Source organism: Longitalea arenae, from assembly GCF_016924755.1.
Classification (GTDB): domain Bacteria; phylum Bacteroidota; class Bacteroidia; order Chitinophagales; family Chitinophagaceae; genus Niastella; species Niastella arenae.
The window spans coordinates 411827-427287 of the sequence record NZ_JAFFJX010000001.1 but is presented as its reverse complement, the minus strand read 5'-3'; the positions used below and the strand labels follow the sequence as shown (position 1 = coordinate 427287).

19 protein-coding genes are annotated in these 15461 nt (G+C 46.0%); 9 read left to right on the top strand and 10 right to left on the bottom strand.

Annotation, left to right across the window (positions count from 1 at the left end; genetic code table 11):
- Nucleotides 1-52 precede the first annotated feature (52 nt).
- Nucleotides 53-826, top strand: coding sequence for a nucleotidyltransferase family protein (locus JT717_RS01895; RefSeq protein ID WP_240347775.1), 774 nt, complete (start codon nucleotides 53-55; stop codon nucleotides 824-826).
- 33 nt (nucleotides 827-859) lie between these two features.
- On the opposite strand, the gene JT717_RS01890 is transcribed toward JT717_RS01895, so the two are convergent.
- The gene (locus tag JT717_RS01890; protein WP_205508492.1) at nucleotides 860-1270 is read right to left on the bottom strand and encodes a VOC family protein; all 411 of its coding nucleotides are present in this window, start codon (nucleotides 1268-1270) and stop codon (nucleotides 860-862) included.
- Nucleotides 1271-1334: 64 nt separating this feature from the next.
- Nucleotides 1335-1907: a Crp/Fnr family transcriptional regulator gene (locus JT717_RS01885; RefSeq protein ID WP_205508491.1), complete on the bottom strand. Its 573-nt coding sequence runs from the start codon at nucleotides 1905-1907 to the stop codon at nucleotides 1335-1337.
- A 189-nt stretch (nucleotides 1908-2096) separates the two neighbouring features.
- On the opposite strand from JT717_RS01885, the gene JT717_RS01880 reads away from it, so the two are divergent.
- The 3 genes from JT717_RS01880 (at nucleotide 2097) to JT717_RS01870 (ending at nucleotide 5586) form a co-directional block, all read left to right on the top strand.
- Nucleotides 2097-3548, top strand: a complete 1452-nt coding sequence (locus tag JT717_RS01880) for a RapZ C-terminal domain-containing protein (protein ID WP_205508490.1) — start codon at nucleotides 2097-2099, stop codon at nucleotides 3546-3548.
- A gap of 95 nt (nucleotides 3549-3643) precedes the next feature.
- Complete coding sequence (locus tag JT717_RS01875) at nucleotides 3644-4528, top strand: lysophospholipid acyltransferase family protein (RefSeq protein ID WP_205508489.1); 885 nt, start codon at nucleotides 3644-3646, stop codon at nucleotides 4526-4528.
- Nucleotides 4529-4923: 395 nt separating this feature from the next.
- A complete protein-coding gene (locus tag JT717_RS01870) occupies nucleotides 4924-5586 on the top strand; it encodes a response regulator transcription factor (RefSeq protein WP_205508488.1) in 663 nt (220 codons plus the stop codon).
- A gap of 133 nt (nucleotides 5587-5719) precedes the next feature.
- On the opposite strand, the gene JT717_RS01865 is transcribed toward JT717_RS01870, so the two are convergent.
- From JT717_RS01865 to JT717_RS01850, 4 genes are all read right to left on the bottom strand, one after another.
- Entirely contained in the window at nucleotides 5720-7126 is a 1407-nt protein-coding gene (locus JT717_RS01865; RefSeq protein WP_205508487.1) for an MBL fold metallo-hydrolase, read from the bottom strand.
- Nucleotides 7127-7226: 100 nt separating this feature from the next.
- Nucleotides 7227-7574 (bottom strand): ArsR/SmtB family transcription factor, encoded by a 348-nt coding sequence (locus JT717_RS01860; protein ID WP_014222809.1) that lies wholly within the window; start codon nucleotides 7572-7574, stop codon nucleotides 7227-7229.
- A gap of 103 nt (nucleotides 7575-7677) precedes the next feature.
- Nucleotides 7678-8367, bottom strand: coding sequence for a tRNA (adenosine(37)-N6)-threonylcarbamoyltransferase complex dimerization subunit type 1 TsaB (tsaB, locus tag JT717_RS01855; protein WP_205508486.1), 690 nt, complete (start codon nucleotides 8365-8367; stop codon nucleotides 7678-7680).
- A gap of 196 nt (nucleotides 8368-8563) precedes the next feature.
- A complete protein-coding gene (locus JT717_RS01850) occupies nucleotides 8564-9199 on the bottom strand; it encodes a 3-hydroxyacyl-CoA dehydrogenase family protein (protein ID WP_205508485.1) in 636 nt (211 codons plus the stop codon).
- A gap of 42 nt (nucleotides 9200-9241) precedes the next feature.
- On the opposite strand from JT717_RS01850, the gene JT717_RS01845 reads away from it, so the two are divergent.
- The gene (locus tag JT717_RS01845; protein ID WP_205508484.1) at nucleotides 9242-9403 is read left to right on the top strand and encodes a hypothetical protein; all 162 of its coding nucleotides are present in this window, start codon (nucleotides 9242-9244) and stop codon (nucleotides 9401-9403) included.
- A gap of 276 nt (nucleotides 9404-9679) precedes the next feature.
- Entirely contained in the window at nucleotides 9680-10060 is a 381-nt protein-coding gene (locus JT717_RS01840) for a RidA family protein (RefSeq protein ID WP_205508483.1), read from the top strand.
- Between the two features lie 84 nt (nucleotides 10061-10144).
- Here JT717_RS01840 and JT717_RS01835 read toward each other — a convergent pair whose 3' ends face one another.
- The 4 genes from JT717_RS01835 to kbl form a co-directional block, all read right to left on the bottom strand.
- A complete protein-coding gene (locus tag JT717_RS01835) occupies nucleotides 10145-10675 on the bottom strand; it encodes a DUF3267 domain-containing protein (RefSeq protein WP_205508482.1) in 531 nt (176 codons plus the stop codon).
- 10 nt (nucleotides 10676-10685) lie between these two features.
- Nucleotides 10686-11072 carry a tetratricopeptide repeat protein gene (locus JT717_RS01830; RefSeq protein ID WP_205508481.1) on the bottom strand — a complete coding sequence of 129 codons (387 nt, stop codon included), beginning with the start codon at nucleotides 11070-11072 and terminating at the stop codon, nucleotides 10686-10688.
- Nucleotides 11073-11179: 107 nt separating this feature from the next.
- Nucleotides 11180-11740 carry a hypothetical protein gene (locus JT717_RS01825; protein ID WP_205508480.1) on the bottom strand — a complete coding sequence of 187 codons (561 nt, stop codon included), beginning with the start codon at nucleotides 11738-11740 and terminating at the stop codon, nucleotides 11180-11182.
- 129 nt (nucleotides 11741-11869) lie between these two features.
- Nucleotides 11870-13072: a glycine C-acetyltransferase gene (gene kbl, locus JT717_RS01820; protein WP_205508479.1), complete on the bottom strand. Its 1203-nt coding sequence runs from the start codon at nucleotides 13070-13072 to the stop codon at nucleotides 11870-11872.
- A gap of 366 nt (nucleotides 13073-13438) precedes the next feature.
- Between kbl and JT717_RS01815 the strand changes: the two genes are divergently transcribed.
- From JT717_RS01815 to JT717_RS01805, 3 genes are all read left to right on the top strand, one after another.
- Nucleotides 13439-13663 (top strand): hypothetical protein, encoded by a 225-nt coding sequence (locus tag JT717_RS01815; RefSeq protein WP_205508478.1) that lies wholly within the window; start codon nucleotides 13439-13441, stop codon nucleotides 13661-13663.
- A gap of 134 nt (nucleotides 13664-13797) precedes the next feature.
- Nucleotides 13798-14283, top strand: coding sequence for an RNA polymerase sigma factor (locus JT717_RS01810; RefSeq protein WP_205508477.1), 486 nt, complete (start codon nucleotides 13798-13800; stop codon nucleotides 14281-14283).
- The gene (locus tag JT717_RS01805; RefSeq protein ID WP_205508476.1) at nucleotides 14273-15454 is read left to right on the top strand and encodes an anti-sigma factor; all 1182 of its coding nucleotides are present in this window, start codon (nucleotides 14273-14275) and stop codon (nucleotides 15452-15454) included. The genes JT717_RS01810 and JT717_RS01805 overlap by 11 nt, the downstream gene beginning before the upstream one ends.
- Nucleotides 15455-15461: the final 7 nt, after the last annotated feature.

Below are 15461 nucleotides of genomic sequence, written 5' to 3'. Positions count from 1 at the left end.
AAGAAATGCAAAGGAACGAACAGCGAAGCAGCTCATAAAATGTGTTTTTCTGATGATGACCGATAACAAACATATTTCTGCCGACAAGGCCCCTTTCAGTGGAAAGAGAGCAGTGCAGGGCATGATCTTCGCCGCCGGACTGGGCACACGGTTTAAACCATGGACGGATAAACATCCCAAAGCACTGGCTGTTGTTAATGGTAAAAGTTTGTTACAACGTAATATTGAATTCCTGCAGCAATACGGCATTACCAATGTGGTAGTGAATGTGCATCATTTCGCCGATCAGATCGTTGACGCCTTGCAGCAAAACAAAGGCTGGGGCAGCCATATAAGCATCAGCGATGAAACCGATATGGTGCTTGAAACCGGCGGCGGTCTCAAAAAAGCGGAACCGCTTTTTACAGCAGATACCATTGTTGTGATCAATGTTGATATCCTCACCGATCTCGACCTGGGAAAAGTGATTGCGTTTCATGAGCAAGAACGGCCATTATCAACCATTGCCATAACAGATCGAATGACCTCACGGTACTTCCTATTCGATGGCAGCGATACGCTCTGCGGCTGGCGCAATACCAAAACCGGTGAAGAAAGGATCGCCCGGCCTGCTACCACTTATCTTCCCAGGGCATTCAGCGGCATTCATGTGATAAGTAAGAAGCTCTTATCACTGATCCGGCATCAGGGCAAATTCTCTATTGTAGATACCTACCTCGAACTGGCCGCCAATCATACCATCAAGGGCTTTGACCACAGCGGTTCCCGTTTTATTGATGTGGGCAAACCCGATTCTGTGGCTCAGGCGGAATTATTATTTGCTTAATAGACGCTGGGCGCCCGGCGTCAGCAAAAGCCATCACTTTTCGGCATGTAAGCCAATTTTGTTTCCTTCCGAATCGATGATAACGGCAATAAAGCCTGCCGGAATAGCCATCCGGGGCACAATGATCTTTCCACCTGCTTTTTCTACCTTATCAACCACCGTTTGCAGGTCGGGACTTGCATTTATATAGATCATAGTACCGTGATCACAGGGCCTGTTCCTGGCTGTCTTCGACAACACACCGGTTACGCGGCCCGATGTTGCCTGTATCACATTCGGATCATGCGGAAAGAAAACAGCTTCATCATCGCCATCTGTCCGCCTGATCATTCTAATATCGAGGATGGTCTCATAAAAAGTTTTTGCCCTGTGTATATCCGTTACCGGAATTTCAAACCAGGTAATAACATTAGTTGATTCATCGATCTTCTTAAGCATTTGCATAATGAATTGTTTCTGCAAAATTCTGACCGCGGCAGGACTTTGTCCTGTGACGATCGTCACAAAATCATACCTGGGATCGCCGTTTTCTGATGCGGCTTAATGTTTCCCTTGTTACGCCGAGAAATGAGGCTAACTGGGAGAGGGACACCCGTTGCAGCAGGGCGGGATACCGGGCCTCAATATATTCAAGGCGTTCCTGCGGCGTATAAAGTTGGAACAGATTGGCAAATTCCTCCTGCTTTGTGGCAAATAAACGGATGCAATGCCTGCCTAAGGTTTCTATTTCAATTGAATTCTTTGCAGCCTCAAAAAGTTTCTCTTTATCAATGATGATAGCGGTTAGCGGCTCGCAGGCAGCAATATTGAATTCACTTTTCTGCCCGCTGCCAAAACTGCTTACGTTAGTGGCTATTTCATTTTCGAAGAAAAAACCGGTGTTCTTTACAATACCGTCTATTTCATAATAGCTTTTGCAATAGCCTTTCACGATAAAGAAAAGCGAACGGCATACGGTTCCTTCCTTTAGCAAAAATTCTTTTTTCCGGAATGTCTTTTGAGTGAGTGCAGGCTGTAACAATGCCCAGTTTTCGGTTGAAAAAGACGTTAGTGACCGGATGTATCGCAAAAGCGCTTCCATGGTGTTGCGGTTCGTTTGCCAAAGGCGCTAAGGTACAATTTAAAAACCGGGATGGCCGGTCCCAGCGCTGGTACCGGCCGGGATAATTGTTGCTTCTCATCCTCAATTGCCGGTGGGGAAAATTTAACTGCGTTTTTTTGCATTCCGGCATGAGTTTATTACGTTATTTTTACTGACCTATATAACACTATGCAATCAATCATCGACGGAATCAATAAACTGTACACCGAGTGGAGCGGTTCAGCCTGTGAAAGAATTGAGATCCTGCCACAATCGGGGTCAGACAGACGGTATTTTCGGATCCACGATAAAAAAGGGACCTGTATTGCCACCCATGGCCACAACGTGCCTGAAAACGAAACCTTTATTTACTTCTCCCAACACTTTTATAACCAGCGGCTTCCGGTGCCGGAGATCTTTGCGCTGGGCGAAGATAAAACCATTTACCTGCAGGAAGACCTGGGCGATGTATCGCTTTTGAACCGCCTTGAGGCAGAAGGTTTTACTGATAATATATATGATCTCTTTAAGAGGAGCCTGCACCAGCTGGCTTTATTGCAGATAAAAGGCCATATAGGGCTCGATTATACCCGCTGCCTCACCAACCAGGAATTTGGCAAACAGGCGATTATGGCCGACCTCCTGTACTTCAAATATTATTTCCTCGATGCATTGCGTAAACCATACGACAAACAAAAGCTGATCGATGATTTCGAGGCATTGAGCACCTACCTTACGCACACTGAGTATAAATACTTCATGTTCCGCGACTTCCAAAGCCGCAACATCCTGGTATCGCCGGATAATACGGTTCATTTTATCGATTACCAGGGTGGCATGCAGGGAGCCCCGCAATACGATGTGGCCAGTATGATCTGGCAGGCACGCGCCAACCTGCCCGATGACTGGAAGGACAAGCTGCTGAACGATTATATAGATTCTTTTGAACAGATCATGAACGAACAGGTTAACCGCGACCTGTTCAAAAGCCAGTATAACGGCTATGTGCTCATCCGCTTGTTACAGGTGCTGGGTGCTTATGGCTTCCGCGGCTTGTTCGAGCGCAAAGCCCAGTTCCTTACCAGCATTCCGCAAGCGCTTAAGAACCTGCGGGCCTTCATCAGCGACCATAACCTGGGCATTGCAGTGCCGGAGTTCAATAAGGTGTTACAGGTGTGTGTAAGTGACGAGATCATCGACCGCTTCACACCATTGACCGCCGATGAGGAAACGCCGCTGGTGGTAAAGGTGCAAAGTTTTTCTTTTAAGAAAGGCATACCGGCCGACCCTTCCGGCAACGGGGGCGGTTATGTGTTTGACTGCCGGGGTATTTTAAACCCGGGCCGGCTGGAACATTTTAAATCGCAAACCGGCCGTGATAAAGGGGTAAAAGATTTCCTGGAGCAGCAAACCCGCATGGCAGAGTTCCTGAACAGCGTATTTGACATTGTAGACATTTCTGTCGAAGATTATATCCGCCGTGGCTTCGAAAGCCTGAGCGTAAGTTTTGGATGCACCGGGGGCCAGCACCGCAGCGTTTATGCAGCCGATGCCCTGGCGCGCCACCTGCGCAACAAGTTCAAAGTGAAGGTAGAGCTGAAACATGTAGAGCAGGAATCGAAGAACTGGATAAATCAATAGACAAAGCAAAGAGGCACAAAGGCAAAGAGGCAACGAGGCATAAAGGGAGGCCTGGGAAACCGCTAACTGGCAACTTAGCGCTATCTTTGCTGCCCATGTATTACATTGTTTACGGTTTATTGTACCTCGTTTCTTTACTGCCCCTGCGCGTGTTGTATGTTTTGTCCGACGCCTTTCATGTACTCGTATATCGCATTTTGGGCTATCGCCGGAAGGTGGTGCTCGGCAACCTGGAGTTGGTGTTTCCGGAAAAAACACTGGCTGAACGTAAAAAGATCGCGTCACGCTTCTACCGCAATTTTATCGATTCGATCATTGAAAGCTTAAAAATGGTTTCCGCCAGTGATGCCTATATTCAAAAACGGGTGAGCGGCAACTGGGAAGTATTGAACGACCTGTATAAAACCGGCCGCAGCTGCCAGATCCATCTGGGCCATACCTTTAACTGGGAATGGGCCAACCTGGCGGGCGCCAAAGAAATGCATTACACCTTCCTGGGCGTTTACATGCCTATCAAGAACAAGATATTCGACCGGTTATTCAGAAAGCTTCGTTCTAAATCAGGTTCAGTATTATTGCCTGCAACCGATATGCGCAAAGCCATGATCCCCTGGCGTAACCGGCAATACTGCATTGGCCTGGTAGCCGATCAGGCGCCGGCAAATCCCGAGAAAAGCTTCTGGCTCAACTTCTTTGGGAAACCAACCCCTTTTGTTACCGGTCCGGAGACCGGCGCCCGCGCTGGTAATATACCGGTTGTATTTGCCAATATTGAAAAGCCCCGCCGCGGTTATTATAAAGTTGATTTTACATTGGCTGAAATGGAGCCGGGTGCGCTTGACCGGGGTGAACTCACCCTGCGTTATGCACGTTATCTGGAAAAGGTGATCAGGCAGCAGCCGGATATGTGGTTATGGAGTCACCGCCGCTGGAAGCGTGCCTGGAAAGAAGAATACATAAGCCTTTGGATAGGTGAATAAGTACACATACTACCTCCTCATTAGCATAGATTCCTGAATAAACCGGTTTATCTTTTGCCCATTATAACGGCAACAGACCCTTATACCGTACCAAACAGTGTTCACACATTCATGTTTGATGTACAGGCAAGGCCCTGTTGCTGGCCGCCCCATCAATAAAGACTTAATCGAAATCAATTTCTTGCCTAAAGTTATTACAATAACTATAACGGGCAAGCCCAAATGAACTATTACGGTTGCAGGATATAAATGAAAATCCTAATTTTGAATAAGGGCCGGAAAAGCAGCACCAGACCCACTTAGCCGGTACACTAATCAACCTTACCAGTATCCCCCGAATAGGAACTACAGTAGTCTTACCCTACCCTTTCCTCACCATAAAACCCTTAACCATTATGCTTACAACTAATGCCAGCGTGGCGATTGTAGACGACCACATTCTGCTGCGCAACGGACTCGCCAATCTTCTCCGGGGGCTCGAAACGTATGCCATTCTATTTGACGCCAGTAATGGAAAAGATCTGATCAAACGATTACTACCCAGGTATTTGCCCGATGCCGTGCTGAACGAGATCAACAGGCCCGAGCTGGATGGATATGAAACAGCTCTGTGGCTTAAACGTAATTACCCGGGCATTAAGATCCTCGCGCTTTCTGTGTACGATAACGAGAGCTCTATAATTCGCATGATGAAGAATGGCGCTAAAGGTTATGTGCTGAAAGACATTGACCCATCTGAGTTCCGTCGTGCCCTTGATCACCTGATGCGCAAAGGATACTTTTATTCGGAACTGATCACCGGCAAACTTATTCGTGCTGTTAGCCAGTTAGAAGAACCGGGCGATCCCATGAAATGCCTTGTTCCATTGAATGTACGTGAGATAGAATTCCTGAAACTGGTTTGCACTGAAATGACTTATAAGGAAATAGCAGAAAAAATGTTTCTCAGCGCCCGCACGATCGATGGCTATCGCGATGCTTTGTTTGAAAAGCTGAATGTAAAAAGCAGGGTTGGCCTTGTTCTTTTTGCTATCAGGAATAATATAGTGAATGTGTAACAGGATCAGAAGGTCAGAAAAGTCATAAGAAAAAAAGAGTCAAAGAAGCCATAAGCGTTACCTGGTTTGCTAACTTGGGTCGGGCTAATTGTTTGACTCCTTTGACTGCTTTTGACACATTTGACTGGTCTCACTAATTTAAAACGCTGCTATCTTTCACGATCTCAATACCTTCCTGTACCCGGATGGCATTAAAACCTCCCAGTACATTGCGCAGGTTATGGATGCCCTGCCGTTTCATTAAGGAAGCTGCGATCACACTGCGATAACCGCTGCCGCAGTACAGGTACAGGTTCTGGTGTTCTTCAATATTGGCCATGGAGCCGGGATCGGTCATTTCATTTAAGGGAATATTTACTGCGCCGCGTACATGCCCGTCGGCAAATTCAGCTTCGCGCCGTACGTCAACCGCCACGAGGTGATCGTCATAAGGCAGGTCCATTGCCAGCTCATCAACTTCTACATCAATGATCAGGTCGATCTCTTCACCGGCCTGGCGCCAGGCTTCTATGCCACCGGCCAGGTAACCATGTATTCGGGAAAAACCTACACGGGCCAACCGGATCACACTTTCTCTTTCTTCACCGGCTTCCGTTACGAGGATGATGGGTTTATCAAATGGTAACAAACTACCGGCCCATTCGGCAAAGCGGCCTTCGAGACCAACACTTATAGAACCTGGTACAAACTGTTTGGTAAAATCACCTGCTTTTCGGGTATCAAGGATGATGGTATCATCCCCTTCCATCCATTTTTTAAAATCAGCTACGCTCAAAGGTGTTAGCGCTGTCTCCATTATCTTTTCCAGGCTGTCATAGCCTTCTTTATTGATCCTTGCATTGATGGGGAAATAAGTAGGAGCAGCCGGCAGATCGCTTGTAACGGCCTTTATAAACGCCGATCGCTCTTGGGGCTGCAGGGCGTAGTTATGCTGCTTTTCTTCACCAATGGTGCTGCTGGTGCCAGGCCCCAGGTTCTTGCCGCAGTTACTGCCAGGGCCATGGGCCGGGTATACGATAACGTCATCGGGCAGGGTAGCTAGCTTATTGTTTAAAGAATCATATAACAAAGAAGCCAGTTCTTCCTTGGCCAGGTCGCCACTGCTGAGGTCGGGCCTGCCCACTTCACCCACAAACAGCGTATCGCCGGTAAACACCGCATGTGCTTTACCTGTATCGTCGCGAAGCAGGTAGCAGGTGCTTTCGATGGTATGTCCCGGTGTATGAATGACTTCAATGGAAGCTTTACCTAATGGAAAGTTTTCTCCGTCTTTAGCCAGGTGAATGGGAAAATTTGTTTCGGTGTTTGGCCCGTACACAATGGGAGCCCCGGTAGCCTTTTGCAGATCGAGGTGGCCGCTTACGAAATCGGCGTGAAAATGGGTTTCGAAGATATATTTGATGGCAGCATTCCGTTCGGTGGCGAGCTGTACGTAACTGTCTATATCCCTGAGAGGGTCCACAATAGCTGCAACTCCATCACTTTCAATATAATAGGCTGCTTCACTCAAGCAGCCGGTGTACAATTGCTTAATAAACATGTAGTCTGAATTTCAGGCAAAAGTACGCCATAACAAGTTAACCCGTAGCCAATATAGCTACAGGTTAACCGTTTAAACAATTTGTGTCGTCTCCGTCTTATCAGATGTTGAGGTCGTCCACGCATTTCATTATGTGAGCCACCCGTGAACTGTTGACGGAATAGTAAATAAATTTACCATCGCGGTCAGTTTTCACGATGCCTGCTCTACGTAAAATGGCGAGGTGTTGGGATGCAACGGACTGTTCCAACCGCAGACGTACATAGATCTCCGTCACGGTAAGACGTTTGTTCTCATCGATCAGTTTGACGATCTGTTGACGCAGCTTGTGGTTCAAGGCGCGAAGTATCATCGCTGCCTTTTTCAGGTTCAGGAAGTCAACTTTTACCGATTCACCATCCCCACCATCTGCATTTAAGACCATGGAGTAATTGGTTGTTACGTTCATGTGCACATCAGAGCTTTTAATATTTAATAGGATAACGCTAAAGATCAAATTTACAAGAAAATTGATATGCTAGGGATGAAAGGAGGATAAAAGTTTCATTTGGTCATTTTTTGATATAAGTGTAAAATTCTTTTAGATAAACGGGTTCAGCGTACGCCAAGTTGGCAAAATTCTGGCTTAAATGCAAGCTGGAAGCCAATTTAGCAAGAGATTTAGCAATATCTAATTTTTCATCAATAAACAGAACGTTAGGATACCTGCTTACATTTTTCCATTTATTGCTGCCATTTCCAAAGCATATCAAAGAACGCTCATTCAACTCAGCGGTGAAGGACAATTCATCAAGTATCATGGCTTTAGGTGCAATGATCTCCTGCAGGAACTCATCATACACAGCGGTGAATACTTCCATGCGACGGGCATCTATCATTGGGCAATAACACAGCGGTTTCGACATTTGCGCTACAATATTACCCAGTTGGTTGATGGCTGCGTGTGCCATTACCTGTAATGTATTAATTGTTATGAGTGGTATTTGTAAAGCAAAACACAAGCCTTTTGCACTAGCCATGCCTACGCGCAAGCCCGTATAGGAGCCGGGTCCGGCGGTAACAGCCACGGCCTGCAAGTGCTGCATGCTTACGCCCTGCTTTTGTAGTAAGCTGTTTATTGCCGTTTGTATCCAGGCCGCATGGTCCTTCTGGTTATCATTTTCAAGTACACTAACCACCTCACCCTCTTTCGATAAACATACACAGGCCTGGTCAGTAGCGGTGTCAATACATAAGATCATGATTCTCGTCGCTCTTTTGTTTTGTTAGAAGTTTTGTGTGTTTGATCTGAATGGCGGCATCGGCAATTTGCAATGGGCACTGGCAATTGGCAAAGGTGCGGCGGCAAACCTTCCTGCTTATGCTGATTAATGTCCATTTGGCTTGAATGAACGCAATGCTGTTTACCGATTCAATACTATCAACCTTATTAATTGGTCAACTGCTACTGCCCGCCTCCTGCAGCAACAAAGCTGCCGGAGTATAACGTTTATCAGCAAGGCTTAACTCCGTTAACAGTTCGGCAACCCGGGATAACCCTATCTTATTACTCCATTCAAAGGGTCCGTATGGGTAACCTGTACCCAGCTTCATGGCAATATCTATCTCTTCGCGGGTGCTCACTTCTCCTTCCAATGTATAATAAGCTTCATTGATAATGGCAGCCAATACCCGCGCTGTGATCATCCCCGGAATATCAGGCGCCAGGATATATTTCCATTGCAGCTGATCGAAAATGTCTTTGACATGCGCTTCCGTCATCGTGGAGGGAATGGCGATTTCGGTTACAGTCCGTTGTAGCAGTCCGGGCCAGGCATTAATTCGAATGAGATCAGCCCCGATCTTTTTTGTAGACCAGCTTACTGCATTTACCAGCACCGGTTTGGGCAACAGTCTTTTTAAATGCTGCGTTCTTTCTGCATTCAGCTCAAATAACAGGTCAATGTATATATCCGCTTCCACGATCGTGAGGGCGCGCATGGAATCGACCCATACCAGGTTCACGGTCTCTGGCGGTTTGCGGACAAGTATTTCCTCTTTTAATACGTCATCGGCTAAAATGGCCACTGTCATGGGCTTTCTGAATTTATCCGCAAAGAAAACCTATTATCCTGAATGGGCAATGGTCAATGGAGTATGCTTGCCCGCCCCGTGGCATGGCAAGGGCGTGGTGAATGGCCAACGGGCAATGGAGTATGCTTGCCCGCCCTTGGCGATAGCAAGGGCGTGGTGAATGGTCAACGGCAATGGAGTATGCTTGCCCGCCCCGTGGCATAGCAAGTGCGTGGTGAATGGTCAACGGTCAATAGAGTATGCTTGCCCGCCCATGGCGATAGCATGGGCGTGGTGAATGGTTAACGGGCAATGGTGAATGATCAGTGGTGAGTGGCTGCCAAATTTTAAATTAATAACAGCACTAAAGCCTCCCGGATTTTACCCGGCGCTATGGCCTTTATGCCTCGTTGCCTTTTGGCCTTCTTTGCCTTTTTGCCTTTTTGGCCCTCTTTGCCTCTTTGCCTTTTTGCCTTTTGTCTATTAATTTATCTTTGGATCATGCAAAAGACCATAATCACTACCAACCAGGCGCCAGCACCTATTGGCCCTTATAGCCAGGCTGTACAGGCCGGCAATATATTATTTATCTCCGGCCAGGTACCCATTAACCCCGCTACAGGCACTGTAGAGGCTACTGATGTAGCCGGAGAAACCGAGCAGGTAATGAAAAACCTGCATGCGGTACTCACCCAGGCAGGTTATGATTTCAGCCACGTTGTAAAAACCACTATTTTTCTCAGCGATATGTCGCTGTTCAATGCCGTTAATGAAGTATACGGTAAATTTTTTACCGGCAATTACCCGGCCCGGGAAACAGTTGCCGTAAAAGGGCTGCCAAGGAATGTGAATGTTGAAATAAGCATGATCGCGGCCAAGTAGCCGTTTTGCTTTCCATGTATACAAATAAGTCAAACGGGTGAAGCAACCCTTTGACTTATTTGACTTCAATCATTTTCAATCAGTTTAAAGATACAACGACATGATCAGTTTAGGCAATCCAATGGCTACACCTACGCCATATAACAGGTCGAGCCAGAAAAAACTACCCACTGCACCCAGATAAATTAACCCAACTACCGGGTAGCCTATCAGTTTCACCAACAGATTGGTGTCTTTTTCTTTTAATGACTGCCAGATGGAATTGGCGTCGCCCGTGCTGGGAAATGCATGCATGGCAATGGATACACCCAGATAAATCAATAAATAGTCGATAAAACTGCCATTATCAAATGTAAATACCGGCAGTGCTGCCGGCAGGGCAATTAAAGTACCCACAATTGTATTCAGGAAGAATGGTCCTATGCTGATCATGATGCTTTGCCATTTCCTGGCAGGCGCTTCATGTAAAACATAGCCCGCCGGGTTGCCGAATTGAAAATAAACCACCTTGAAAACAGGCACTTTATAAAGCCGGCAAAAAAGCTGGTGGGCCATTTCATGAACGATGACGCCAGGAAAGGTTACTGCGCTGATGACAAATCCAGGTACAAACATATTTTTGTTTTCAGAGTGATTCTTTTTGTTCAATAATGTCTAAAGCACGTTGCCGGTAATGCAGAGCGCTTGAATCGCCTTTTGCCTGCAGTGCCTTTAACAATGCATCCCGTTTTGCCGGCAAATTATTAATATGGCAGGCTAAAGCCAATGTTGCCATGCTATATGCATCCGAACTATCTATCGACATCCCCTGCATCGCCAGTTCTAAGCCCAATTGGTTCTTTTTTTGCTTTAGACGGGTGCGTGCCATAGAGGAATATGCATAGCAAGCCTCCCGGTTGATGTCCAGAATATGCTCGCAGGCTTTTATTGATTCGTCCCAATTGCCCAGCTTCCGCTGAACAGCCGCTTGTAATTGTAAGGCTGGCAGGCAGGAGACGTTTATCTTGAACAACCGCCTAAGCACACTGTCACAGCTTTTATACCGGCCTTATCATACAAGGAGTTTGTATAAGCAAGACGTCCATACAAATTATCCGGATATTGCTTTAAGTAACTAACCTAGGCTGAGTCAGGCACTCCGCCGTTTTGCTCGGGGTAGCTGCTGATGATTTTCGAAAGTGAACTATCGGGAATAAGATCTTCCGCCTCTTTTATTATCACATTTACGCGGCCCAGCAATTCATTATTTTCGTAACGCTTACCGGAGATCTTTTCCATCGCTGTATATAACGTTACAAAATCCAGATTATAAAATGCTGTTATCGTCAAATGGATATTGGCTTCCAGATTATCGGGTACGGTTTTTACTACCGCATTGAATTCCCGTTGTGCACTCATAAACTGCTTCTTTTCCTCAAATCGCTTTCCTCTTTCCAGATGTATACCCAATGATAGATTTTTCGGCAGTGAGAACAAGGCAAAGACCAAAACCAGTCCTACCCCAATAGCAAATAATTTAACAGGTAACGGAAAGGGGGATTTGATAAATACCTGCCGGCAATGGGCACAAAGCGGAGTAGAATAACCAGGAACTACATTGACATTGTTGCAATTAGCACATCCTGCCGGAGCGGTTGATTCTTGCGAGCCGGGCTGCTCAGTTTGTTGGGTGTCTTCCATAAGGAACACGGATTTGCCGCCAAAATAAAACTTAAACTTCAACCATACAACAGGCCCCATTAAAAAGTCCGGGGACGCCTCTGGCGAAGCATCCCCGGACTCATATTTTCGCGTTAACCTGCTAAATGATCAGTTGGCCAATTGTCCATTCAGTACCCCCAGTTCCTTACCAATTTTGGCAAAAGCAGCAATGGCTTTATCCAGATGGTGTTGTTCATGCGCAGCACTCAGTTGCACCCTGATGCGGGCCTGTCCTTTGGCCACCACGGGATAAAAGAAGCCGATCACATAAATGCCTTCTTCCAGCAGGCGGGCAGCAAAATTTTGCGCTACAACCGCATCATAGAGCATTATAGGCACTATGGGATGATCACCGGGTTTAATATCGAAGCCGGCTTCCGTCATTTTACTACGGAAGTATTTCGTATTGTATTCGAGCTTATCGCGCAGTTCAGTCGTTTCGCTCAGCAGGTCGAGCACTGCAATGGAAGCGCCTACAATGCCCGGCGCCAGGGTATTGGAGAATAAATAAGGCCGCGAGCGCTGGCGTAACATGTCGATCACCTCTTTTCGTCCGCTGGTGAAACCACCTGATGCACCGCCCAGGGCTTTACCCAGGGTTCCGGTGATAATATCAATTTTACCCATTACACCCCGGTACTCATGTGTACCCCGTCCGGTTCTGCCTAAAAAGCCGCTTGAATGGCTTTCATCGATCATGATAGCGGCATCGTATTTTTCGGCGAGCGCAACAATGGCATCCAGTTGGGCAATGGTTCCATCCATACTGAAGGAACCATCGGTAACAATAATGCGGCTGCGGGCCGATTGCGATTCTTTCAGTTTCTCTTCCAGGTCGGTCATATTGTTATGCTTGTAACGGAACCGCTGGGCTTTACATAAACGAACCCCATCGATGATAGAGGCATGGTTCAGTTCATCGGAAATTATAGCATCCTGCTCGTTATACAAAGGTTCAAACACCCCGCCATTGGCATCAAAGGCAGCTACATACAAGATAGTGTCTTCAGTACCCAAAAAGGCAGATATCTTTTCCTCCAGTTCTTTATGAATATCCTGGGTACCGCAAATGAACCGCACACTGCTCATGCCATAACCCCGGAAGTCGACATATTTTTTAGCAGCTTCAATTACTTTAGGATGCGAGGACAGGCCCAGGTAATTATTGGCACAGAAATTAAGCACCGTTTTGCCATTCACCGTGATCTCGGCGCCTTGCGGCGATTCAATAATGCGTTCTGTTTTAAATAAACCGGCAGCTCTGATCTCAGCCAGTTCAGCGGCCAGGCGTTTTACTAATTTTTCATTCATGGAGCATGTAGTTTTTTTTAATGCCACAAATGTAATAATAGTCAATGTGATAATTCGATAATGTGATAATGGCAGCTAACATCGCCGAGGACCAGGCATCATGCAGCATCATGAACATAAACCCATAGCCCGATACCAGCAACCTATTAACCGTTTCATCCGGTGTTTTTCCGCGCCCGTCTATTTATTTTTCAACCCCGGATCAGTCCTTGTTCAAACAGCAAGAGTATAACCTGTTCATATCGTATTACTTAATTTTCGCATTTGCTAAAAATCAAATACGACCACCCATCAATTCTAACTTTTTATTTTAAAAACTGTAACAAATTCCCAATAACTTCGTCTTATAATACAAAACGATACGTTATGTGGAAGAAAAACTTTATCCGTTCAACCCTAATACTATTGGTGGCTTTGGCTGGTATATTTGTTTTTGCCACAACCCATACTTCAAAAAAACCGGTTAACCAGGAGTGTTTGCCTTCGACCAAAGAATGCTGTAACAGCAATAATAACAACAACCAGTTCCAGAGCGATTTTATTATCTGGGAGTCGCTCAGCCGGGCCATAGCGGCCAATGCCCAATTTTAAATATGACGATCAACACTTTTATATAAAAGAGGTCATTTAATGGCCTCTTTTTATTTTTATTGAAATTCATTGTAACTTTTTTAGCGGCTGGATCGTACCACTACCACAAACAGTATAACAGACAGGTTCTGCTTATGACCGAAAAAGAATATAATTTATGCGTAGCTGAGTATGCGGACAACGTATACCGGTTCATCCTTAAAAACCTTCGCCATGAAGAGGATGCCCGGGATGTTGTTCAGGCGGCATTTGAAAAAATGTGGCGGAACAGATCGGATGTAGAAAATGCCAAATGCAAAAGTTACCTGTTTACAGTTGCATACAACCAAATGATAGATCATCTGCGTAAAGTCAAACGGATACATTTACGCGATGAATTCAAAGAAGAAGCGCAGGTGTACGATAAACCGGTGTACAATACCCGGAAAATACTGGAAGAAGCATTGAGCCGGCTAAACGAAACCCAACGCGCACTGGTGTTATTGAAAGATTATGAGGGCTATTCGTATGAAGAGATCGGACAAATTACCGGCCTTAATGAAAGCCAGGTAAAAGTGTATCTTCACCGGGCCCGCATTCAATTAAAAAACTATCTGGTAAAACCTGAAAATGTCATTTAACTGTTATTATATCAGAACCGATGATTTTGCGGTCTATGGCGGCGGCCAGGGAGAAGGTATCACGCGTGATAACTATGAGGCCTGGTTTGTGATGTATATAGATGACGAGCTGAATGCAGCCGACCGGATGGCGGTAGACAACTTCGTACAACAAAACCCCGATCTTGAAGAAGAGCTGGTGATGTTACAGCGATCTGTTTTACGGGCCGAAGAGCATATTGTGTTCGATGAGAAAGAAAAGCTGTTTAAAAATTCCGCGGCCGGGGGATTGGTGAACGAGGAGAACCATGAAGAATTTTTTGTGCTGTATGGTGATGATGAATTAAGCAATGAAGAAAAAGACCTGGTGGAACAATTCGTATATAAACATCCTCAATACCAGGCTGATTTTGAATTGATACAACAGGTGAAGCTGGTGCCCGATAAAACACTCAGCTTTCCAGATAAAACGTTTCTCTACCGGTCGGAAAAAGAAGATCGAAAAGCAGTTTTTATGCCCTGGTGGCGAATGGCCGCAGCAGCCATTGCCTTATTGATTATGGGCAGCCTCGCCTGGTATATCTCAACCCGGCCTAACAATAGCGAAATAGCCAGGAGCGAGCAAGGAACGAAATCATCAAAGAAGGTAATGCTGCCTAATGCCAGTGAGATCTCATCTGCAGACTCAACGCCCATTGCATTCGACCAGGGACCGCTTGGGCAGGAAAAAGATATTGATCCTGCTACTATGGCCAATATGCAACCTGATGAACATAAAGAGATACCCAAGAGCATTTTAAAAAATAATCCTGATCGCAGTAACATTCAGCAACCATCATACGTACAACAGGTAAGCACACAGCAACCGGTGAAGGATCCTGAAAATATCGATATCGCCTTACAGGCAAAACCGGTTGATGTAGCTATCGACAATACGGATGAACAGCCAGCCGTAAAAACGGGAATAATCAAACGCACGATCAGTGAACCAATAGCGGTCAATAGCCTTACAGAAAAACCCATTGAAGAAACTGATCAGTCAACAACGTATGTATTGAATACGTCTATAAATAAAACACCGCTGCGCGGCTTCTTCCGTAAAGTATCACGGGTGGTTGACAAAGTCACCAACCCCGAAAACGATGGCAAAGGCGGTATACGCATTGCCAACCTTGAAATAGCATTACAATAATACCAGT

What these genes read in the sequence shown, in the direction of transcription:
- kbl (WP_205508479.1), bottom strand. Translation starts at nt 13,072, where the DNA reads ATGAATGAAAAATTAGTAAAACGCCTGGCCGCTGAACTGGCTGAGATC.
- JT717_RS01885 (WP_205508491.1), bottom strand. Translation starts at nt 1,907, where the DNA reads ATGGAAGCGCTTTTGCGATACATCCGGTCACTAACGTCTTTTTCAACC.
- JT717_RS01845 (WP_205508484.1), top strand. Translation starts at nt 9,242, where the DNA reads ATGGGCAATGGTCAATGGAGTATGCTTGCCCGCCCCGTGGCATGGCAA.
- JT717_RS01835 (WP_205508482.1), bottom strand. Translation starts at nt 10,675, where the DNA reads ATGTTTGTACCTGGATTTGTCATCAGCGCAGTAACCTTTCCTGGCGTC.
- JT717_RS01850 (WP_205508485.1), bottom strand. Translation starts at nt 9,199, where the DNA reads ATGACAGTGGCCATTTTAGCCGATGACGTATTAAAAGAGGAAATACTT.
- JT717_RS01825 (WP_205508480.1), bottom strand. Translation starts at nt 11,740, where the DNA reads ATGGAAGACACCCAACAAACTGAGCAGCCCGGCTCGCAAGAATCAACC.
- JT717_RS01895 (WP_240347775.1), top strand. Translation starts at nt 53, where the DNA reads ATGATGACCGATAACAAACATATTTCTGCCGACAAGGCCCCTTTCAGT.
- JT717_RS01805 (WP_205508476.1), top strand. Translation starts at nt 14,273, where the DNA reads ATGTCATTTAACTGTTATTATATCAGAACCGATGATTTTGCGGTCTAT.
- JT717_RS01890 (WP_205508492.1), bottom strand. Translation starts at nt 1,270, where the DNA reads ATGCAAATGCTTAAGAAGATCGATGAATCAACTAATGTTATTACCTGG.
- JT717_RS01870 (WP_205508488.1), top strand. Translation starts at nt 4,924, where the DNA reads ATGCTTACAACTAATGCCAGCGTGGCGATTGTAGACGACCACATTCTG.
- JT717_RS01865 (WP_205508487.1), bottom strand. Translation starts at nt 7,126, where the DNA reads ATGTTTATTAAGCAATTGTACACCGGCTGCTTGAGTGAAGCAGCCTAT.
- JT717_RS01880 (WP_205508490.1), top strand. Translation starts at nt 2,097, where the DNA reads ATGCAATCAATCATCGACGGAATCAATAAACTGTACACCGAGTGGAGC.
- JT717_RS01810 (WP_205508477.1), top strand. Translation starts at nt 13,798, where the DNA reads ATGACCGAAAAAGAATATAATTTATGCGTAGCTGAGTATGCGGACAAC.
- JT717_RS01875 (WP_205508489.1), top strand. Translation starts at nt 3,644, where the DNA reads ATGTATTACATTGTTTACGGTTTATTGTACCTCGTTTCTTTACTGCCC.
- JT717_RS01840 (WP_205508483.1), top strand. Translation starts at nt 9,680, where the DNA reads ATGCAAAAGACCATAATCACTACCAACCAGGCGCCAGCACCTATTGGC.
- tsaB (WP_205508486.1), bottom strand. Translation starts at nt 8,367, where the DNA reads ATGATCTTATGTATTGACACCGCTACTGACCAGGCCTGTGTATGTTTA.
- JT717_RS01860 (WP_014222809.1), bottom strand. Translation starts at nt 7,574, where the DNA reads ATGAACGTAACAACCAATTACTCCATGGTCTTAAATGCAGATGGTGGG.
- JT717_RS01815 (WP_205508478.1), top strand. Translation starts at nt 13,439, where the DNA reads ATGTGGAAGAAAAACTTTATCCGTTCAACCCTAATACTATTGGTGGCT.